At 39.1% G+C, this 17615-nt stretch carries 16 protein-coding genes and 1 tRNA gene; all 17 read left to right on the forward strand.

Annotated features, from left to right (window positions below; all coding sequences use genetic code 11):
- Positions 1-76 precede the first annotated feature (76 nt).
- The 17 genes from PZB74_RS16775 (at position 77) to PZB74_RS16860 (ending at position 17474) form a co-directional block, all read left to right on the forward strand.
- A tRNA-Cys gene (locus PZB74_RS16775) sits at positions 77-147 on the forward strand.
- A gap of 340 nt (positions 148-487) precedes the next feature.
- Positions 488-1807 (forward strand): c-type cytochrome, encoded by a 1320-nt coding sequence (locus PZB74_RS16780; protein ID WP_302238205.1) that lies wholly within the window; start codon positions 488-490, stop codon positions 1805-1807.
- A 36-nt stretch (positions 1808-1843) separates the two neighbouring features.
- Positions 1844-4942 carry a TAT-variant-translocated molybdopterin oxidoreductase gene (locus PZB74_RS16785; protein WP_302238207.1) on the forward strand — a complete coding sequence of 1033 codons (3099 nt, stop codon included), beginning with the start codon at positions 1844-1846 and terminating at the stop codon, positions 4940-4942.
- Positions 4943-4962: 20 nt separating this feature from the next.
- Positions 4963-6381, forward strand: a complete 1419-nt coding sequence (gene nrfD / locus PZB74_RS16790; protein WP_302238210.1) for an NrfD/PsrC family molybdoenzyme membrane anchor subunit — start codon at positions 4963-4965, stop codon at positions 6379-6381.
- 5 nt (positions 6382-6386) lie between these two features.
- The gene (locus PZB74_RS16795; protein ID WP_302242818.1) at positions 6387-6914 is read left to right on the forward strand and encodes a DUF3341 domain-containing protein; all 528 of its coding nucleotides are present in this window, start codon (positions 6387-6389) and stop codon (positions 6912-6914) included.
- 4 nt (positions 6915-6918) lie between these two features.
- On the forward strand, positions 6919-7545 hold the full coding sequence (locus tag PZB74_RS16800; protein ID WP_367281449.1) for a c-type cytochrome: 627 nt from the start codon (positions 6919-6921) through the stop codon (positions 7543-7545).
- 30 nt (positions 7546-7575) lie between these two features.
- On the forward strand, positions 7576-8850 hold the full coding sequence (locus tag PZB74_RS16805) for a quinol:cytochrome C oxidoreductase (RefSeq protein ID WP_302238213.1): 1275 nt from the start codon (positions 7576-7578) through the stop codon (positions 8848-8850).
- 23 nt (positions 8851-8873) lie between these two features.
- Complete coding sequence (coxB, locus tag PZB74_RS16810) at positions 8874-9932, forward strand: cytochrome c oxidase subunit II (protein ID WP_302238215.1); 1059 nt, start codon at positions 8874-8876, stop codon at positions 9930-9932.
- Positions 9933-9959: 27 nt separating this feature from the next.
- Positions 9960-11843: a cytochrome c oxidase subunit I gene (locus PZB74_RS16815; protein ID WP_302238216.1), complete on the forward strand. Its 1884-nt coding sequence runs from the start codon at positions 9960-9962 to the stop codon at positions 11841-11843.
- Positions 11827-12945, forward strand: a complete 1119-nt coding sequence (locus PZB74_RS16820) for a COX15/CtaA family protein (RefSeq protein ID WP_302242824.1) — start codon at positions 11827-11829, stop codon at positions 12943-12945. Before PZB74_RS16815 ends, PZB74_RS16820 begins: the two co-directional genes overlap by 17 nt.
- Complete coding sequence (gene cyoE / locus PZB74_RS16825; protein WP_302238218.1) at positions 12920-13819, forward strand: heme o synthase; 900 nt, start codon at positions 12920-12922, stop codon at positions 13817-13819. The genes PZB74_RS16820 and cyoE overlap by 26 nt, the downstream gene beginning before the upstream one ends.
- Before the next feature lie 5 nt (positions 13820-13824).
- Positions 13825-14427: a cytochrome c oxidase subunit 3 gene (locus PZB74_RS16830; protein WP_436837111.1), complete on the forward strand. Its 603-nt coding sequence runs from the start codon at positions 13825-13827 to the stop codon at positions 14425-14427.
- 14 nt (positions 14428-14441) lie between these two features.
- The gene (locus PZB74_RS16835; RefSeq protein WP_302238221.1) at positions 14442-15194 is read left to right on the forward strand and encodes a cytochrome c oxidase subunit 3; all 753 of its coding nucleotides are present in this window, start codon (positions 14442-14444) and stop codon (positions 15192-15194) included.
- 15 nt (positions 15195-15209) lie between these two features.
- Positions 15210-15539 carry a cytochrome C oxidase subunit IV family protein gene (locus tag PZB74_RS16840; RefSeq protein ID WP_302238223.1) on the forward strand — a complete coding sequence of 110 codons (330 nt, stop codon included), beginning with the start codon at positions 15210-15212 and terminating at the stop codon, positions 15537-15539.
- Positions 15540-15582: 43 nt separating this feature from the next.
- Positions 15583-16215 carry a hypothetical protein gene (locus PZB74_RS16845; RefSeq protein ID WP_302238224.1) on the forward strand — a complete coding sequence of 211 codons (633 nt, stop codon included), beginning with the start codon at positions 15583-15585 and terminating at the stop codon, positions 16213-16215.
- Positions 16208-16786: a DUF420 domain-containing protein gene (locus PZB74_RS16850; protein ID WP_302238225.1), complete on the forward strand. Its 579-nt coding sequence runs from the start codon at positions 16208-16210 to the stop codon at positions 16784-16786. Before PZB74_RS16845 ends, PZB74_RS16850 begins: the two co-directional genes overlap by 8 nt.
- A gap of 292 nt (positions 16787-17078) precedes the next feature.
- A complete protein-coding gene (locus PZB74_RS16860; RefSeq protein WP_302238230.1) occupies positions 17079-17474 on the forward strand; it encodes a DUF983 domain-containing protein in 396 nt (131 codons plus the stop codon).
- The last annotated feature ends 141 nt before the right edge of the window (positions 17475-17615 follow it).

Below are 17615 nucleotides of genomic sequence, written 5' to 3' on the forward strand. Positions count from 1 at the left end.
AATTTATTCCCTCTACTTCACAAAAAGTTTTGTATAAGTCGGTAAGATTTATACCTTTGCAACTTCTTAAAGAAATGGTCGCGTGGCCGAGCGGTTAGGCAGAGGTCTGCAAAACCTCCTACAGCGGTTCAAATCCGCTCGCGACCTCAAAAGCTGGGTATTCACCCGGCTTTTTTTATGCCTTTCTTTGTACTGTCTCTCTTAAAAAAATATAGAGCTACCGTACAGCTTCTGACTTGTAGCAGGACGGTATAAAACAACTAAACATAGACTTTTTTCTTTATTTAATACCGTTCCTTAAATCCTCTATTTATACTCATTCTAAATTTGCTGGCATCGCACCAATACATCATGGTAATTTCTTGATTACCAGTTGTTTGTGTATTAAGATCGCACTGCATCAAAGCATGTACCAATTTGGTCAAAATATATTTGAAATCAATTAATGGCGTATTACTTTTGTGGGTGTTTAAAATCACGGGAAATAATGTTGAAAAATAGATTAGACTGGCATTTGAGCAAATTTAGCACTCTTCGTTACCTCCTTTTTTGTCTCGCTTTTACTTTAAGTTTTTCTACTTCGTATGCCCAGGACGAAGCTGCCGCAGAGGCCTCGGATGGGATTCCTACGGATGAAGAGACGATCAATCAAGGAAAAAGTTTATTTACTAACAACTGTACTGTTTGTCACGCAATCAATGAACAGGTTGTTGGTCCTGCACTGAAAGATGTGCACGAGCGTCGCGACCTCCCCTGGCTGCAGAGTTTTATTAAAAACTCTCAGAAAGTAATCCAGAGTGGAGATGATTACGCGGTTAACCTCTATAATGAGTATAACAAAACGCTCATGCCTTCATTTGACTTTACTGATGAGCAGGTAACTTCAATAGTTGCTTATATCAAAAGTGAGTCACAAGCTCCTGCACCGACGGCTGGCGGAGGTGAAGTAACAGAAGGAGGTGAGGTATCAACTGGAGGGCAGGCTGGTGGAATATCATCAGACTATCTTACCATTATTCTATTAGGTCTTTTAGTTGTACTTATCCTTATACTGGTAGTATTAGTTCTGATTATCTCAGTTCTAAAGCGCTTTTTAAGCCAAAAAGCTGATCTAGATGAAGAAGATCGTGAAATCCTAAGTCAGAAAGTTGACGTACAGAAAGTAGTTAAAAGTAAGCCTTTCTTAGGGTTATCACTTTTCCTATTTATGGCAATAGCAGTTAAGCTGGTTATTGATGGCCTGTATTCTGTTGGTATTCAGCAGGGGTACCAGCCTAAGCAGCCAATTGCATTCTCTCACGCGCTACATGCTGGGCAGTATGAAATTGACTGCCAGTACTGCCACACCGGCGTTATGAAAGCAAAATCTGCTAATATTCCTTCAGCAAATATTTGTATGAATTGCCACCAACAAGTAAAAACAGAATCTCCTGAAATTCAGAAGATTTATGCCGCAATAGATTTTGATCCTGAAACCCAGACTTACGGAAATAATAAGCAGCCTATTGAATGGGTTCGTATACATAACTTACCAGACCTGGCCTATTTCAACCATTCTCAGCACGTAAATGTTGGTGGGCTTGACTGCCAGACTTGTCATGGTGAAGTACAGGAGATGGAAGTAGTATATCAGCACTCACTCTTAACTATGGGATGGTGTATTAATTGCCACCGCGAAACCCAGGTGAACGCTGAAGGTAACGAATACTACGATAAACTTCTAGAGCTGCATGAAGCTGCAGACTCAAAAGAACCTCTGAGAGTGGAAGATATAGGTGGTTTAGAATGTTCTAAGTGTCACTATTAATTCCCTTTCTTTTAACGAACAGACATTATCAACAAAATGGCAAATAAAAAAAATTACTGGCAAGGATTAGAGCAGCTCAGAAACGACCCTGAGTTTGTAAAACATGCTGATAAAGAGTTTCCCGAGTACTTGCCTATTGATGAAAAGAAACGGAATGGTGAAGTATCAGATGGTAGTTCACGTCGTGATTTTCTTAAAATGATGGGCTTTGGTATTAGTGCCGCCACGCTGGCTGCCTGTGAAGCTCCTATTCGCAAGGCAATACCTTATGTAGTAAAACCAGTTGATGTAGACCCATCTATACCAAATTACTACGCCTCTACTTATCTGGAAGGTGGTGACTATTGTAGTATAGTAGTGAAGACCAGAGAGGGTAGGCCTATCAAGTTAAAAGGTAATGATCGTTCTGGAGTAACTCTTGGGGGTACTAACGCTCAGGTTGAAGCTTCAGTTTTGTCACTTTACGACAAGCGTAGATATACTTCTCCTATGATCAACGGTACTGCAGTGTCATGGGATGATCTTGATAAAAAAGCAAAAGCTGAACTTGCTAAGAGCAGAAATACAGTAATAGTAAGTAATACAATATTAAGCCCGTCTACTCAGGCTGCTATTAACAGTATGGCTGATACATATGGTGTGAAGCACCTAATGTATGACCCCCAGTCTGCTGATGGCATACTAGATGCTTATCAGTCGGCAGTTGGGCAGCGTATACTTCCTACACACGATTTTAGTAAAGCACAAAGTATTGTAAGTTTCGGTGCAGACTTTTTAGGGACATGGATCGCACCAATCGCCTTTGCAAAGCAATATGCCAAGACTCGCAAAGTAAGTAAGGGCAGTGCTAATATGTCTAGGCACTATCAGTTTGAATCAAACCTTTCTATGACTGGTGCCAATGCTGACTACCGTTCTCAAATTAAGCCTTCACAAGAAGGTCTGGTAGTTGGGCAGCTATATAACTTATTGGCTGCTAAAGCTGGACGTGCTTCAGTATCTGTAAGTAAAGTTGAAGAAGTGGCGCATTTAAAAGCTGCGGCTGACAACCTTTGGGCTAATCGTGGCAAAGCAATAGTTGTTTGTGGCTCTAATGATCCGGCAGTACAAAGCCTGATTATTGCTATTAACGATATGCTGAATAGCTTTGGTAATACCATAGATATTCAAAAGCCTTCTTACTTCAGAAAAGGAGATAATGCTCAAATGTCTCGTTTTGTTGCTGATGTAAAAGCAGGGAAAGTAGATGGAGTTATCTTTTACAACTGTAACCCAGTTTATGATTTTCATGAAGGAGCTGAACTTGAAGCAGCACTTGAAAAAGTAAACTTTAAGGTTAGTACAAGTGGGGCCCCTGATGAAACTGCTGCATTGTGTAGCTATATTGCTCCTGACAATCACTTCTTAGAGTCATGGAATGACGCGGAACCTCAGAAAGGTCAATTTAGTCTTTCTCAGCCTGCTATCTCACCTATATTTAATACAAGACAAGCACAGTCTACTTTCTTAAACTGGTCTAATGCACCTGAAACGGACTTCTATACAGTTATCAAGAACAACTGGAGAAGCACTCTTTATGGAGCACAAAGTGAGGAGACAGACTTTGAACGCTTTTTTGACAAAGCCCTATATGATGGTGTTGTAGACTTTGATACTGAAGTGCCTTCTCCTGGAGTAGGAACTGTTGGTTTCCCTAACGAAAGCCTGAATGTAAATGTATCTCAGTCAGCCTCACAGATTAACAAAAACTACAAAGTAAGTGATGGTGTTGATCTGGTTCTTTATCAGAAAGTTGCTATTGGTAGTGGAAGACAGGCGAACAACCCATGGTTACAGGAAACTCCTGACCCTATTTCAAAGGCTTGCTGGGATAACTACATCACAGTATCTCAGAAGATGGCTGATAACTTAGGTGTAGACTATCATGAAGGTAAAACTAACCTGATCAAGCTAACAGCAGGAGAGCAGAGCATAACACTTCCAGTGTTAGTACAGCCGGGGCAAGCAGAAAATACGGTAGGTGTAGCAGTTGGCTACGGACGTAAGGTAGCTGGTAAAGTAGCTGAAGGACTTGGAGCCAACGTTTATCCTCTAGCGGCTAAAGTAGGTGCTAACTTCTTAAATTTCCATGCTGATGTGCAGCTGGAACTGATAGACGAAGTTTACAAAATTGCTCAAACGCAAACTCACAATACCTTTATGGGTCGTGAGACAGTGTTACAGGAGTCAATTCTAAGTAAATACAAAGAAAATCCTAAGGCAGGTAGGTACGAACCAAAGATTGCTACCTCAGAAGGTAAAAAAGACCCTGCTACAATCTCATTATGGAAAGGGCACAAATACCCTAACCACCATTGGAACATGGTCATAGACCTGAATAGCTGTATTGGTTGTAATGCCTGTACAGTTTCTTGTCAGGTTGAAAACAATGTGCCGGTTGTTGGTCGCCAGGAGGTTATCAATCGTCGTGAAATGCACTGGTTGCGTATTGACCGATACTATAGTAGTGATGCTGTAGAAGATCTGCAAGACATGGAAGTGGCTTCTGCAAACCCTGAAGTTACGTTCCAGCCCATGCTTTGTCAGCAGTGTAACAATGCTCCTTGTGAGACAGTTTGTCCTGTAGCTGCAACTACCCATAGTTCTGAAGGTCTTAATCAGATGACATACAACAGATGTATAGGTACACGCTATTGCGCAAATAACTGTCCTTACAAAGTAAGAAGATTCAACTGGTTCAAATATCATGATAATGAGCAGTTTGCTAGCGTAAACACTCCTATGAATGATGATTTAGGTAAAATGGTACTTAACCCTGATGTAACGGTTAGAGCTCGTGGAGTTATGGAAAAATGTACCTTCTGTGTACAACGTATCCAGTTAGGTAAACTTGAAGCTAAAAAAGAAGGACGCCGCCCTACAGATGAGGATGTAAACACTGCTTGTGCAGAGTCTTGTCCTACCAATGCGATTACTTTCGGTGATATCAACGATCCTGAAAGTAAGGTGTCTAAACTTCTAGCTGAAGAGGTAGAAGGTAGAGCATACCGTGTACTTCATGAAATCAATACCAGCCCTAACATCTGGTATTTAACTAAGATTAGAAATAAAGACGAAGAGTCTCCTAATGCATAAAGCCATATAAAAAAGAGATTATGGAAATTACTTCTTCAGTACGTAAGCCTCTGGTAACAGGAGGAAAAACAATACACGATGTAACAGAAGATGTCTGCCGTCACGTAGAGAGCAAACCAACAGTAAGTTGGTTGTTAGCTCTTGCCGTTTCGTTAGGTGTTTTAGCAATAGGGGCATACGCCCTGGTCATGACCTTATGGGAAGGTATAGGAATGTGGGGACTGAACAAAACCATAGGCTGGGCATGGGATATCACAAACTTTGTATGGTGGGTAGGTATAGGTCATGCTGGTACCTTAATTTCTGCCGTACTTTTATTATTCCGTCAGAAGTGGAGAACTTCTATTAACCGCGCCGCGGAAGCCATGACAATTTTTGCGGTAATTTGTGCCGCAATGTTTCCGGTAATACACATGGGAAGACCATGGCTTGGATTCTACTGGGCACTCCCACTTCCCAATACTTTTGGATCGCTATGGGTAAACTTTAATTCGCCACTGCTTTGGGACGTATTTGCGATTAGTACATACTTCTCAGTATCCTTAGTATTCTGGTATATCGGACTCGTTCCTGATTTTGCCACTATTCGTGACCGTGCCAAAGGAATTGTTTCTAAAACAGTATATGGCGCATTAAGCTTAGGATGGACGGGCTCTGCAAAAGCATGGGAACGTTATGAGGCTGTTTCTTTAATACTTGCTGGTCTGGCTACTCCATTGGTACTTTCAGTGCATACGATCGTATCATTTGACTTTGCAACTTCAGTAATACCAGGATGGCATACCACTATTTTTCCTCCTTACTTCGTGGCAGGAGCGATATTCTCTGGCTTTGCCATGGTACTTACTTTGATGCTTATTACCAGAAAAGTATATAAGTTAGAAGACTACATCACGATCAACCACATTGAGTTGATGAACATCATTATTATTGTTACAGGTTCTATCGTTGGTGTGGCTTACCTCACTGAGTTGTTTATGGCATGGTACTCTGGTGTTGAATATGAGCAATATGCTTTCTTAAATAGAGCTACCGGACCTTACTGGTGGGCATACTGGACCATGATGACGTGTAATGTGATTTCACCTCAGCTTTTCTGGTTTAAAAAGATAAGAACCAATATTGTTGCTACGTTCATTCTTTCAATTGTAGTGAATATAGGTATGTGGTTTGAGCGTTTTGTAATTATTGTTACCTCTCTACACAGAGACTATCTACCTTCAAGTTGGGCTATGTTTACACCTACCATGTATGATGTAGGTATTTATCTGTTCACATTTGGTTTGTTCTTTACCTTATTCTTCCTGTTTGCCAAATTCTTCCCGGTAATCAACATGGCTGAGGTTAAGTCAATTTTAAGATCGTCTTCAGAGAGATCCGTAACTCATGGAGCTTCGCACACAGAAGCTTCTCAAAAAACAACTCCTAAAGAAGCTTAATTTATATCATGAAAAAGAAGAATTACCTGATAGGTGTATTTAATGATGAAGATATCCTGCTCACGGGAGTTAAGCATGTGAGGGATGCAGGGGTGAAAATTCATGAGTGCTATACACCATATCCTGTGCATGGTCTTGGTCATGCGCTCGGTTACAAAAGATCACGTTTGCCTATTGCTGCTTTTATGTTTGGTATGCTGGGTACTTCACTTGCTCTTTTAATGCAGTATTATATGATGGGGATTGACTGGCCTATGATAATAGGCGGTAAAAATTATACTTCTTTGCCTACGTTTTTCCCGGTTACTTTTGAGTTAACAGTACTGCTTTCTGCATTTGGTATGGTAATTACCTTTTTGGTAATTAGTGACCTTCGCCCTTATGGCAAAGCTAAAGTATTTGACTTAAGAGCAACAGATGATAAGCATATCATGGCTATTGATCTTTCCAAAAACGCTAGTACTCAAATAGCAGAACTTAAAAAGATTTTACAAGACTCAGGTGCTGCTGAAGTGAATGAGAAAAGCATGTAAATCCATGAACAGAATGATATTTAAGAAAATTACATATTTACTGGTTTTAGCAGTTGTTTTTGGAGCCTGTTCTGCTGACGGTGAGTTTCCTGGTTATGAATATGCTCCACAAATGTATCATTCCACTCCGTATGAACCTCTCTCTCAAATAACTAATACCGAAGAGGGAGAATGGGTGAGCTCTCTGGATGATGAAGTGGGAGAGTTTTACAACTCTAATCCTAATAACCCTTACGGAATGACAATGAGAGATCCGGCGGCTAATACTGTTCGCCGTAACTCTGGAGGTTACCTTCCTTATCGCATACACAAAGATAGCATAGAACTGGCTGCTAGAGTGTTAAAAAACCCTTTAGATTCTTCTGAAGCAGTTCTTCAGGGAGGGCAAGCATTATATGCAAGCTATTGCTACCCTTGTCATGGGGGCTCTGGACAGGGAGATGGACCTGTAGGTAAAGTATATAAAGGGGTTCCTGCCTATAACGTAGGACGTTATGCTGAGCTTACAGAAGGTCATATCTTCCATACTATCACTTATGGTAGAGGTAGAATGAATGCCCATGGTTCACAGATAGATATTGAAGATCGTTGGAAGATTGTACGTTACGTACAACAATTGCAAAATCAATAAAAAACTAACTCTAAAGTCAGGCTAAGAAAGATGACAGCAGAACAATTTAATTTTAATTCAAGCCTCAAAAAGAAGATTGCGATTCTGGGTATATCCGGTATTGTAGTGCTTGCTTTGGGGATTATCTTTTTAATCTTCGGAGGAAGTGGTCATGAAGCTGCTGATGCTGCTCATGGAGCTGCGGCAGGTCATGGTGGAGGCCATGCAGAGTTTCACTGGTACGACCGTCTATTCACCAATCTATGGATTAATAATGTTTACTTCACTGGTTTAGGAGTTATTGGGCTATTCTTTGTGGCTTTGCAGTATGCTGCTCAGGCAGGATGGTCTGCGGGTATTAAAAGAATCCCAGAAGCTTTTGGTGCGTGGCTGCCTTATGCAGCAGTACTAATGCTATTGGTCTTCTTTATCGGAGGGCATACCATTTTTCACTGGACACACGAATATCTTTACGATGAGGCAGATCCTCGCTACGATTCGATTATTGCAGGTAAGCGTGGATATTTAAATACACCTTTCTTCGTAATTCGTATGGTGGTCTATTTTGCAGTGTGGTATCTGATGTATCGCCTGATCAGGAAAGAATCTTTAGCAGAAGATATTAATGGAGGAACTGCCCATCACTTTAAGTTAGTGAAGCTATCTACCATATTTATTGTATTCTTTGCTGTTACTTCTTCTACTTCAGCTTGGGACTGGACTTTATCAATAGATACTCACTGGTTCAGTACAATGTATGGATGGTACAATTTTGCCAGTTGGTTTGTGTCTGGTTTAGCAGCTATCACACTAATTGTAGTAATGCTTCGTGAGAACGGTTACATCAAACTGGTAAGTTCAGAACACTTACACGATTTAGGTAAATTTGTGTTTGCTTTTAGTATTTTCTGGGCTTATATCTGGTTTGGTCAGTTCTTGCTTATCTATTATGCTAACATACCAGAAGAGACTATTTACTTCCTGGAAAGACTGGAAAGTGATTTCTATTCACCTTTCTTTTTCGGTACTCTAATCCTGAACTTCTTCTTTCCCTTTCTAGTTTTAATGACGAGAGATTCCAAACGTCATACGGTATTTCTTAAACTGGTCTGTACAGTGGTATTAATTGGTCAGTGGTTAAACTTCTATTTAATGATAACCCCCGGAATTCTTAAAGAAAATGGTGGTTTAGGTTTTATGGAATTAGGAACTACCATGATCTATCTCGCAGCTTTTCTATATGTTGTATTAAACAACCTTTCTAAAGCTTCGCTGGTAGCCAAGAACCACCCCATGTTACAAGAAAGTATCCATCATCATACTTGATTTATTAAAACAGCATAGCAATTATGTTTGAATTACTCATAGGTATAGGCGTCGTTTTAGTGGTCGCCATAATTCTTACCATATTAAGAATTTTAAGACTGGTAAATGTAGCGAGAGGAGTTGAGAAAAAGTCGCCTGATTCTTCTTCCGCCAACAAAGTAAACGCATTATTATTCCTTCTATTTTTATTGATTTCTGGAGCAGCAACTACCTGGTATTCAGTTAGTAGGTTTGATGAGTATCAGTTGCCTATTGCATCTGAGCATGGAATCATTACTGATAGGTTGTTCTGGATTACAATGATTGTTACGGGGGTTGTATTTATTATCACCCAGATTTTACTGTTTTACTTCTCGTACAAGTATCAGTTCAAAACAAGCAGAAAAGCTCTTTACTATCCTGATAATAGTAAACTGGAAGTAGTCTGGACGGTAATACCTGCCATTGTACTCTCTATTTTGGTATTTTCCGGATGGAAAGCCTGGTCAGATATTACTAATGCTGCTCCTGACGATGCAGAAGTAGTAGAAGTGATGGGTTACCAGTTTGGATGGGAATTTAGATACCCAGGCAAAGATAACGAGCTTGGAAATCATGATTTCCGCTTGATTGATCCTGTAAATATGTGGGGGATGGATTTTACTGATCGTTCTTCATTTGATGACTTTTCTTCTGGTACTAAGCTAGTTATCCCTAAAGGAAAGCCTGTATTATTTAAGATCAGAGCACGTGATGTACTTCATAGTGTTTTCATTCCTGAGTTTCGTCTTAAGCAGGATGCAGTTCCTGGCATGCCAACTCGTTTCTGGTTTACACCTAACAAAACTACCGCGGAAATGCGCGAAGAGCTAGGAAACCCAGACTTTAACTACTATATCTACTGTACGGAGGTATGTGGTAGAGGACATTTTTCTATGAGAAAGATGGTTGAAGTGGTAGAAGCCGATGAGTACGAGCAATGGTATGCTGAGCAGCAGCCTTTCTTGCAAAAAAATCCTGATTACCTGGCAAAAGTGCCTAGCAATATGAAGGAGCTTGCAGTAGTGAGTGCCGGCATGGATTCAGAAGTAGAAGAAAATTAAGCAATTAGCATTTAATACCTTATCTGTATGGCTACAGCAAACATAAGTAATGAAAATATAGCACACGATGTGCATGGCCATGATGATGACCACCATCATGGTAATTTTATAACGACTTATATCTTTAGCACAGACCATAAAATGATTGCCAAACAATACCTGTTAACGGGTATTCTTTGGGCGTTTGTTGGTGGTTTGCTTTCTATCATATTTCGTCTACAGCTTGGCTTTCCAGGCATGAGCCTTGAATTTTTGAGACCATTGTTAGGTGACTGGATATCATCTTCAGGTTCTTTAGATCCTGAGTTTTATCTTGCCCTGGTTACGATGCATGGTACCATTATGGTATTCTTTGTACTAACAGCAGGTCTAAGTGGTACTTTCAGTAACTATCTAATTCCTTTACAGATTGGTGCCCGTGATATGGCTTCTGGATTTATGAACATGCTTTCTTACTGGCTGTTCTTCCTTGCTAGTATTATCATGTTCATCTCTTTATTTCTTGAAACTGGACCTGCAGCTGGGGGATGGGTAGTTTACCCTCCGCTAAGTGCACTTCCTCAAGCAATACAGGGGTCTCAAGCAGGTATGACTTTATGGCTAGTAGCGATGGTTTTTTTCATTGCATCGCAGCTATTAGGAGGTATTAACTATATTACTACCGTTATTAACCTTAGAACAAGTGGAATGTCTTTTTCTAAACTTCCACTCACAATCTGGGCTTTCTTTTTAACTGCTGTTATTGGTTTGTTATCATTCCCGGTACTAATGGCGGCTTCTCTTTTATTAGTATTTGATAGAAGCTTCGGTACCAGCTTTTACCTTTCAGAAATTTATATTGGAGGCGAAGCTCTTCCTAATGTGGGAGGTAGCCCTATCCTATATCAGCATTTGTTCTGGTTCTTAGGTCACCCTGAAGTATATATAGTACTATTGCCAGCTCTGGGTATTACATCTGAGGTAGTAGCTACAAACTCAAGAAAACCAATATTCGGTTATCGTGCCATGGTTGGTTCAATGCTGGGTATTACTATACTTTCATTTGTTGTATGGGCACACCATATGTTCGTTTCAGGGCTTAACCCTTTTCTGGGTTCAATATTCATGTTTCTGACACTTATTATTGCTGTTCCTTCAGCTGTTAAAGTGTTTAACTACCTAACAACTCTTTGGAAAGGTAACATCGTATTTACGCCCGCCATGTTATTTTCAATTGGCTTGGTGTCAGTGTTTATTTCTGGTGGTCTGACAGGTATATTCTTAGGTAACTCAGCAATTGACATCCAGTTACACGATACTTATTTTGTAGTGGCTCACTTCCATCTGGTAATGGGTAGTGCTTCATTCTTCGGATTAATGGCTGGTGTATACCACTGGTTCCCTAAGATGTATGGTAGAATGATGGATAGACACCTGGGATATGTGCACTTCTGGTTAACTTTTGTGGGTATTTATCTTGTATTCTTCCCGATGCACTACATTGGTATCGCTGGTTTCCCTAGAAGATATTATTCATTCACAACTTTTGATATACTTGATACATTCGCTGATTTGAATATGTTCATCAGTGTAGCTGCTATATTGACATTCTCAGCACAGGCTATATTTGCTTATAACTTCTTCTACAGTATGTATAGAGGAAGATTAGCACCAGCTAATCCTTGGAAGTCAAATACATTAGAGTGGACAACTTCAAGATATCCTGGTCACGGAAACTGGCCTGGTGAAATACCAAAAGTTTACAGATGGCCTTACGATTACAGTAAGCCAGGGGCTAAAGAAGATTATATTCCTCAGCATATTCCGTTTTCTGCTACGCCTGAATCCAACCTTCCGCATGAAAATGAAATGATTGCAGAGGAGAAAGCAGCAGCAAAAGTGGATACAACTTCAAATGAGGCTAAAGCCTAAAACAAAACTGTACAGGAGACTAAGCTTTATCACCTTAGTCTCCGTGTACTTCCTTATACTGGTAGGTGGAATCGTCAGAAGTACTGGCTCTGGAATGGGTTGCCCTGACTGGCCTAAATGTTTTGGTAAGTGGGTTCCTCCATCCTCAGTTGATGAACTTCCATCTGATTATAAAGAAGTTTATGCTCAACAAAGAGCAGACAAAAACCTGAAGTTTACTTCTTATTTAGATGCTTTAGGTTTTGTTAATCTTGCCGAGCAAGTCAGGAATGATAAAAGCATTTTAGTTGAGGAGAACTTTAATGCAACCAAAACCTGGACTGAATATCTTAACAGGCTGGTAGGTGTAGTTGTAGGAGGGCTGATCTTTCTTACCTTTTTAGTGTCTATATCCTATATTGGAACAGTTACCAAGATATTTACTATGTCATTCGCTACTCTTATTGCAGTAGGCTTTCAGGGGTGGATAGGGTCAATTGTAGTTTCCACTAACCTTCTCCAGTGGATGATTACTCTGCATATGCTAATAGCCCTTCTGATTGTAGGCTTAATTACATATCTGCTCATTAAGGCAAATGCTCATAAACTTCTAGTATTATCAAAGACATATTCCAAAACTGTTAATTATACTATAATATGTCTGCTTGCTTTATCGGTGCTACAAATTATATTCGGTACACAAGTAAGAGAGTCGGTGGATATAGTAGCTGAGCAAATGCATTTTCAGAATCGTGAAAGCTGGATAGAGCAATTAGGTTTTGAATTTTATTTCCATCGTTCCTTTTCTATAATAGTAGTATTAGCCCATGTTTTCTTACTTTTTAAAGTAGCTAAACATTACGGTAATCAAGGAAACTTAATGAATAATTCTTTGGTATTGTTAGTAGTTTTGTTGCTTGAAGTACTTAGCGGTGTGATTATGGCATATTTTGCAATTCCACGATTTGCACAGCCCATTCACTTACTATTTGCTTCTTTAGTGTTTGGTATTCAGTTATACATTTGGCTTAAAATAATTATGGCCAGACACTTAAGCTCAGAACAGAACGACGAACACCAAGACGAAAAAATAAAAGATGTTAGCTACCAAGTCTACCACTAAAGCGGGAACTGCAGATTTTAGCTCCAAACTAAAGTCCTATATAAGCTTGATGAAGTTTAGGCTTTCGTTTTTAGTAGCCTTTTCTTCTGCCTTCGGTTACGTATTAGCAAGTACAGGTCCTTTGGATGTAGTTAAAATGCTAATCCTTAGTTTTGCTGGCTTTCTCATCTCAGGTGCATCTATCACAATCAATCAGATTATTGAAAGAGACCTGGATAAGTTAATGAGCAGGACAAAAAATCGGCCTTTGCCAACAAAACAGATTAGCGTACAGGAAGCTATTATTTTTGCACTGCTTGTAGGCACTAGTGGCTTGTGGTTATTATTACAGTATACAAACATGCTAACTGCTGCCCTTTCGCTATTTTCGTTGGTAGCCTATAGTTTTATGTATACTCCACTTAAAAGAGTTGGCCCTATTGCCGTATTAGTAGGTGCTATACCAGGGGCTCTACCCCCATTATTAGGTTGGGTTGCTTTTACTGGTCAAATTGATCCTGAAGCTTTAGTACTCTTTGGAATTCAGTTTATCTGGCAATTTCCTCATTTTTGGGCTATTGCATGGGTGGCAGATGAAGACTACAAAAAAGCTGGCTTTAAACTACTTCCTTCGGGGGGAGGTAAAGATCTTAAGACAGCAATACAAATTATGACCTATGCTCTTTTCCTTATTCCATTAGGGTTACTTCCATTAAAATTTGGTATAACTGGCGTAGACTCTGCAATAATCGCAACGGTTTGTGGTGCTTTATTCTTATTCCAGACTTTTCGTCTCATGGCAGATTGTTCTCGTAAATCTGCTCTACAAATTATGTTCGGTTCGTTCATCTATTTGCCAGTCGTGCAGATAGCGTTTCTTTTAGATAAACTGTAAGAAGAATGGAACAGAAATTTGATATGGAAAACCTTAAATTAGAGTATATAGAAGAGCCTAAGCAGACGCTCTCTATGCATCCTAAAAAGTTTGCGCTCTGGTTATTTATAGTCACGGTAGTTATGATTTTTGCAGCACTAACTAGTGCCTATATAGTGCGTCAGTCAGAAGGAAACTGGTTAGACTTTGAACTACCAACCCGCTTGTATATTACCTCAGGCATCATATTTTTGAGTAGTATTAGTATGCATTGGGCATATATATCTGCAAAAAAAGATAGTTTGGGTAGTCTCAAAATTAGTATGTTTGTTACTGCTGTATTAGGTGTCGCTTTTTTGGTAGGTCAGGTTTTAGCCTGGCAGGATATGGTAGCGATAGATGTTTATTTTGTTGGCAATCCGGCGGGATCATTCTTATATGTACTTACGGGCCTACATGCGGTACACTTAATTAGTGGTGTAATTTTCTTAATTGTAGTATTAATCAATGCTTTTCGTTACAAAGTCCACGCGAAAAGCATGGATCAAATTGAAATGTGTGCAACTTATTGGCACTTTTTAGATGGACTTTGGCTCTATTTATTCATATTTTTGCTCCTTAATCATTAATTCACGAGTATACAATGGCTACAACTGCAACAAGCGTTGAAGAAGTAAATCAGAAGAACATTTGGAATGGTGGTGTATCGCCTTTAAAAGCTAGTTATGGAAAACTCATGATGTGGTTTTTCCTACTTTCAGATGCTTTTACATTTTCTGCCTTACTAATCTCTTACGGTCTTATTAGATATTCTTACCCTGCCTATTCTGGCGAGGTGGAAAACTTTCAGTTTTCTCAAGAATACTGGCCAATTCCTGAAAAAGTTTTTGAAGCAGTTCCCTTCTTACATGGCATAGAGCTTCCACTGGTATTTGTAGGTATCATGACATTTATTCTAATTTTGAGTAGTGTTACTATGGTGCTTGCTGTAGAAGCTGGTCATAGAATGGACCGTAAAGCAGTTGTTAAGTGGATGCTTTGGACTATTATCGGTGGGTTTACTTTTTTAGGCTGCCAGGCTTGGGAATGGTCTCACTTTATTCATGGAACTGATGCTGGTGGTTTGTTCCCTGATGGTTCAGTTTTCTTTGGGGCTAACCTGGTGCAAAATCAGTATGGACCGCCACTATTTGCTTCATTGTTCTTTTTTATCACTGGTTTTCACGGTTTCCACGTTTTTAGTGGTGTTGTTCTTAATGTAATTGTTTTCTATCAGGCTTCTGTTGGAGTATTAGAGAAGAGAGGACACTACGAAATGGTTGAAAAAGTTGGTCTTTACTGGCACTTTGTTGACCTTGTATGGGTATTTGTATTTACGTTTTTCTATTTGATATAATAAGTAATTAATAACATGGGTGAATTAGACGAAACTAGTAGCGTAGCATATGAACCAGCGGATAAGAGCAAAATCAGAAAACTCTGGATAATCGCTTTGATACTTGCTGTAGTTACTGCTATAGAATTTTTACTAGCAACAATATTACCTAGAGGTCCTTTATTATACTTTACCTTTATCGCGCTTACCATCGTAAAAGCGTTTTATATAGTAGCTGAATTTATGCACCTTAAAGGTGAGGTTAAAACTTTAATATGGTCAATCCTTATACCTATTGTTTTTGTAATTTGGCTTATTATAGCGCTTCTTGCTGAAGGCGCCTCTATATTTGAATTGAAATTTTAAAGTGATGCGCAGCTACTACTGCTACGTATCTGTATAGATATCAATGAGAATTAATACTAAAACCGGTATTCTGCTTTTAACATTAGCAATACCGGTTTTTATTTGGCTATTTCTTAAGCTTTTTGGTCAAAATTCTTTTGACTTGCCTGTCTATTATTCAGAAGGAGTAAATACAGAGGCTTGTGATGCTACTAATCAAGCTCATACTGTGCCGAAGTTCAGTCTTCAGATCTCAGATAGCAACACTATTAGCTCTGAATTTTTAAGTGAACAAATAGTTATAAGTCACTTTTTACCCGATGAGTGTTTAGAAAGTTGTACGCAGGTTTTAGAAAACATAGCAAATTTGCAAAGTGTATTTTCTAAAGAATATGCTCTCAAAATTTTAACAATAGCACCAGAACACTATTCATTTGAAGAATTAGCTCACTTATCTAAGCAATTTAATATTGACCCTGAGCTTTGGGTGGTAGCCAAGGCTAAACAGCAAAAAGTAAATGAACTCCAGCAGTGTGGGTTCGTATTATCTGATTATTCACAAAATACCTTTGTACTTACGGATCCTGAAAGGCAAATAAGAGGTTATTATAATGCCCTGGATTCAGATGAAGTTGATAGGATGAAAGGTGAGATTAAAATTTTAGAGTACTTGCTTGAAAACTTCCGTAATGATTAGCTCAGCCAACGAAAATCGTAATCTAGTAATAATAGGTGTACTTTCAGTAGCTATACCAGTGGTAGTAGCCATACTGATGTTTTCTTCTCTTAAAACTGGTATAGAAAGCGACTGGGTTAGTTTTCTTCCTCATCTTAACGGAATGATTAACTCTGCTACCAGCATAGTTTTAGTAGCAGGGCTTATTTTTATTAAACAACAGAAAGTAAAATATCATAAAACTGCTATGCTTTCTGCTTTTGTACTTGGTGCCATATTTTTGGTTTCCTACGTAATTTATCATGCAAGTGCAGATTCTACCGTTTATGGTGACCTGAATGGTAATGGTGAACTGGATGCCAGTGAGGAAGTTGCACTAGGAGGAATGAGAACTTTTTATCTAATTATTTTGCTGTCACATATTGTGCTTGCAGCAATAGTGGTTCCTTTTGTATTATTGGCATTATATTTTGCTATTGCTAATAAAATAGATAAGCATAAAAAGATTGTTAAGTTCGCCTACCCAATCTGGCTGTATGTATCTGTCACTGGAGTTATTGTTTACCTTATGATTAGTCCGTACTACCAATAATATTATTCATTTGTGTAGACTGCCAGAACTAGTGAGCTTCGGCAATCGTTTAGTATTCAAAAGACTAATACCATGAAGAAAGTCCTGATATTTTTAAGTTTGCAATTGCTTTTAGGGTTTCAGAGCCTGATGGCACAATGTGCAATGTGCAGGGCTACTGTAGAAAATAACGTTAGTGCTGGAGAAACCGCACTGGGCTCTGGTCTAAATCTGGGTATATTGTATTTATTTGTTACTCCATATTTGATATTTGGAGTGCTTGCATTTTTTTGGTACAAAAAAAGTAAAGAGAATGTCAAAAAAGTCAGGGCTATACGCTATTCTAAACCATAAATGTCCAAGATGCCGACAGGGCGATCTTTTTAAATATAGCCTTTTAAGCAAGCCTCATAAATTTACTGCTACCCACAAAACCTGTCCTAAATGCCAATTGATATTTGAGCGTGAGCCAGGTTTCTTTTTTGGCGCCATGTACGTGAGCTATGGGCTTACTATGGGAGTATTACTGGCTACCGCTTTTATCCTCTACAATTTTTTTGGAGACCCTGATTTAGTGGTTTACATCACGGCTGTTCCACTTATTGTATTGCTACTTCTTCCTGTAATTTTTCGTTACTCCCGTACATTATACCTTCATGGATTTGGAGGTGTAAAATACGATCCAAAGTATGTAAAACAGTCCGACTAGCATATTCTTGGCTTTGTGTATACTATTGTGTGCTACAATAGTATAGAACTATAGATTGAAGCTTTGTCGTTTATCTATCAGTACTATACTTTATCCGCATAAACCTCTATATATTGGTTTATGTGATGTGTCTGATTAATT

Source organism: Porifericola rhodea, assembly GCF_030506305.1.
In the GTDB taxonomy this organism is placed as follows: Bacteria; Bacteroidota; Bacteroidia; order Cytophagales; family Cyclobacteriaceae; genus Catalinimonas; species Catalinimonas rhodea.

Coding starts and splice junctions, on each gene's coding strand:
- PZB74_RS16780 (WP_302238205.1), top strand. CDS start 488: ATGTTGAAAAATAGATTAGACTGGCATTTGAGCAAATTTAGCACTCTT.
- PZB74_RS16785 (WP_302238207.1), top strand. CDS start 1,844: ATGGCAAATAAAAAAAATTACTGGCAAGGATTAGAGCAGCTCAGAAAC.
- nrfD (WP_302238210.1), top strand. CDS start 4,963: ATGGAAATTACTTCTTCAGTACGTAAGCCTCTGGTAACAGGAGGAAAA.
- PZB74_RS16800 (WP_367281449.1), top strand. CDS start 6,919: ATGAACAGAATGATATTTAAGAAAATTACATATTTACTGGTTTTAGCA.
- PZB74_RS16805 (WP_302238213.1), top strand. CDS start 7,576: ATGACAGCAGAACAATTTAATTTTAATTCAAGCCTCAAAAAGAAGATT.
- coxB (WP_302238215.1), top strand. CDS start 8,874: ATGTTTGAATTACTCATAGGTATAGGCGTCGTTTTAGTGGTCGCCATA.
- PZB74_RS16815 (WP_302238216.1), top strand. CDS start 9,960: ATGGCTACAGCAAACATAAGTAATGAAAATATAGCACACGATGTGCAT.
- PZB74_RS16820 (WP_302242824.1), top strand. CDS start 11,827: ATGAGGCTAAAGCCTAAAACAAAACTGTACAGGAGACTAAGCTTTATC.
- cyoE (WP_302238218.1), top strand. CDS start 12,920: ATGTTAGCTACCAAGTCTACCACTAAAGCGGGAACTGCAGATTTTAGC.
- PZB74_RS16830 (WP_436837111.1), top strand. CDS start 13,825: ATGGAACAGAAATTTGATATGGAAAACCTTAAATTAGAGTATATAGAA.
- PZB74_RS16835 (WP_302238221.1), top strand. CDS start 14,442: ATGGCTACAACTGCAACAAGCGTTGAAGAAGTAAATCAGAAGAACATT.
- PZB74_RS16840 (WP_302238223.1), top strand. CDS start 15,210: ATGGGTGAATTAGACGAAACTAGTAGCGTAGCATATGAACCAGCGGAT.
- PZB74_RS16845 (WP_302238224.1), top strand. CDS start 15,583: ATGAGAATTAATACTAAAACCGGTATTCTGCTTTTAACATTAGCAATA.
- PZB74_RS16850 (WP_302238225.1), top strand. CDS start 16,208: ATGATTAGCTCAGCCAACGAAAATCGTAATCTAGTAATAATAGGTGTA.
- PZB74_RS16860 (WP_302238230.1), top strand. CDS start 17,079: ATGTCAAAAAAGTCAGGGCTATACGCTATTCTAAACCATAAATGTCCA.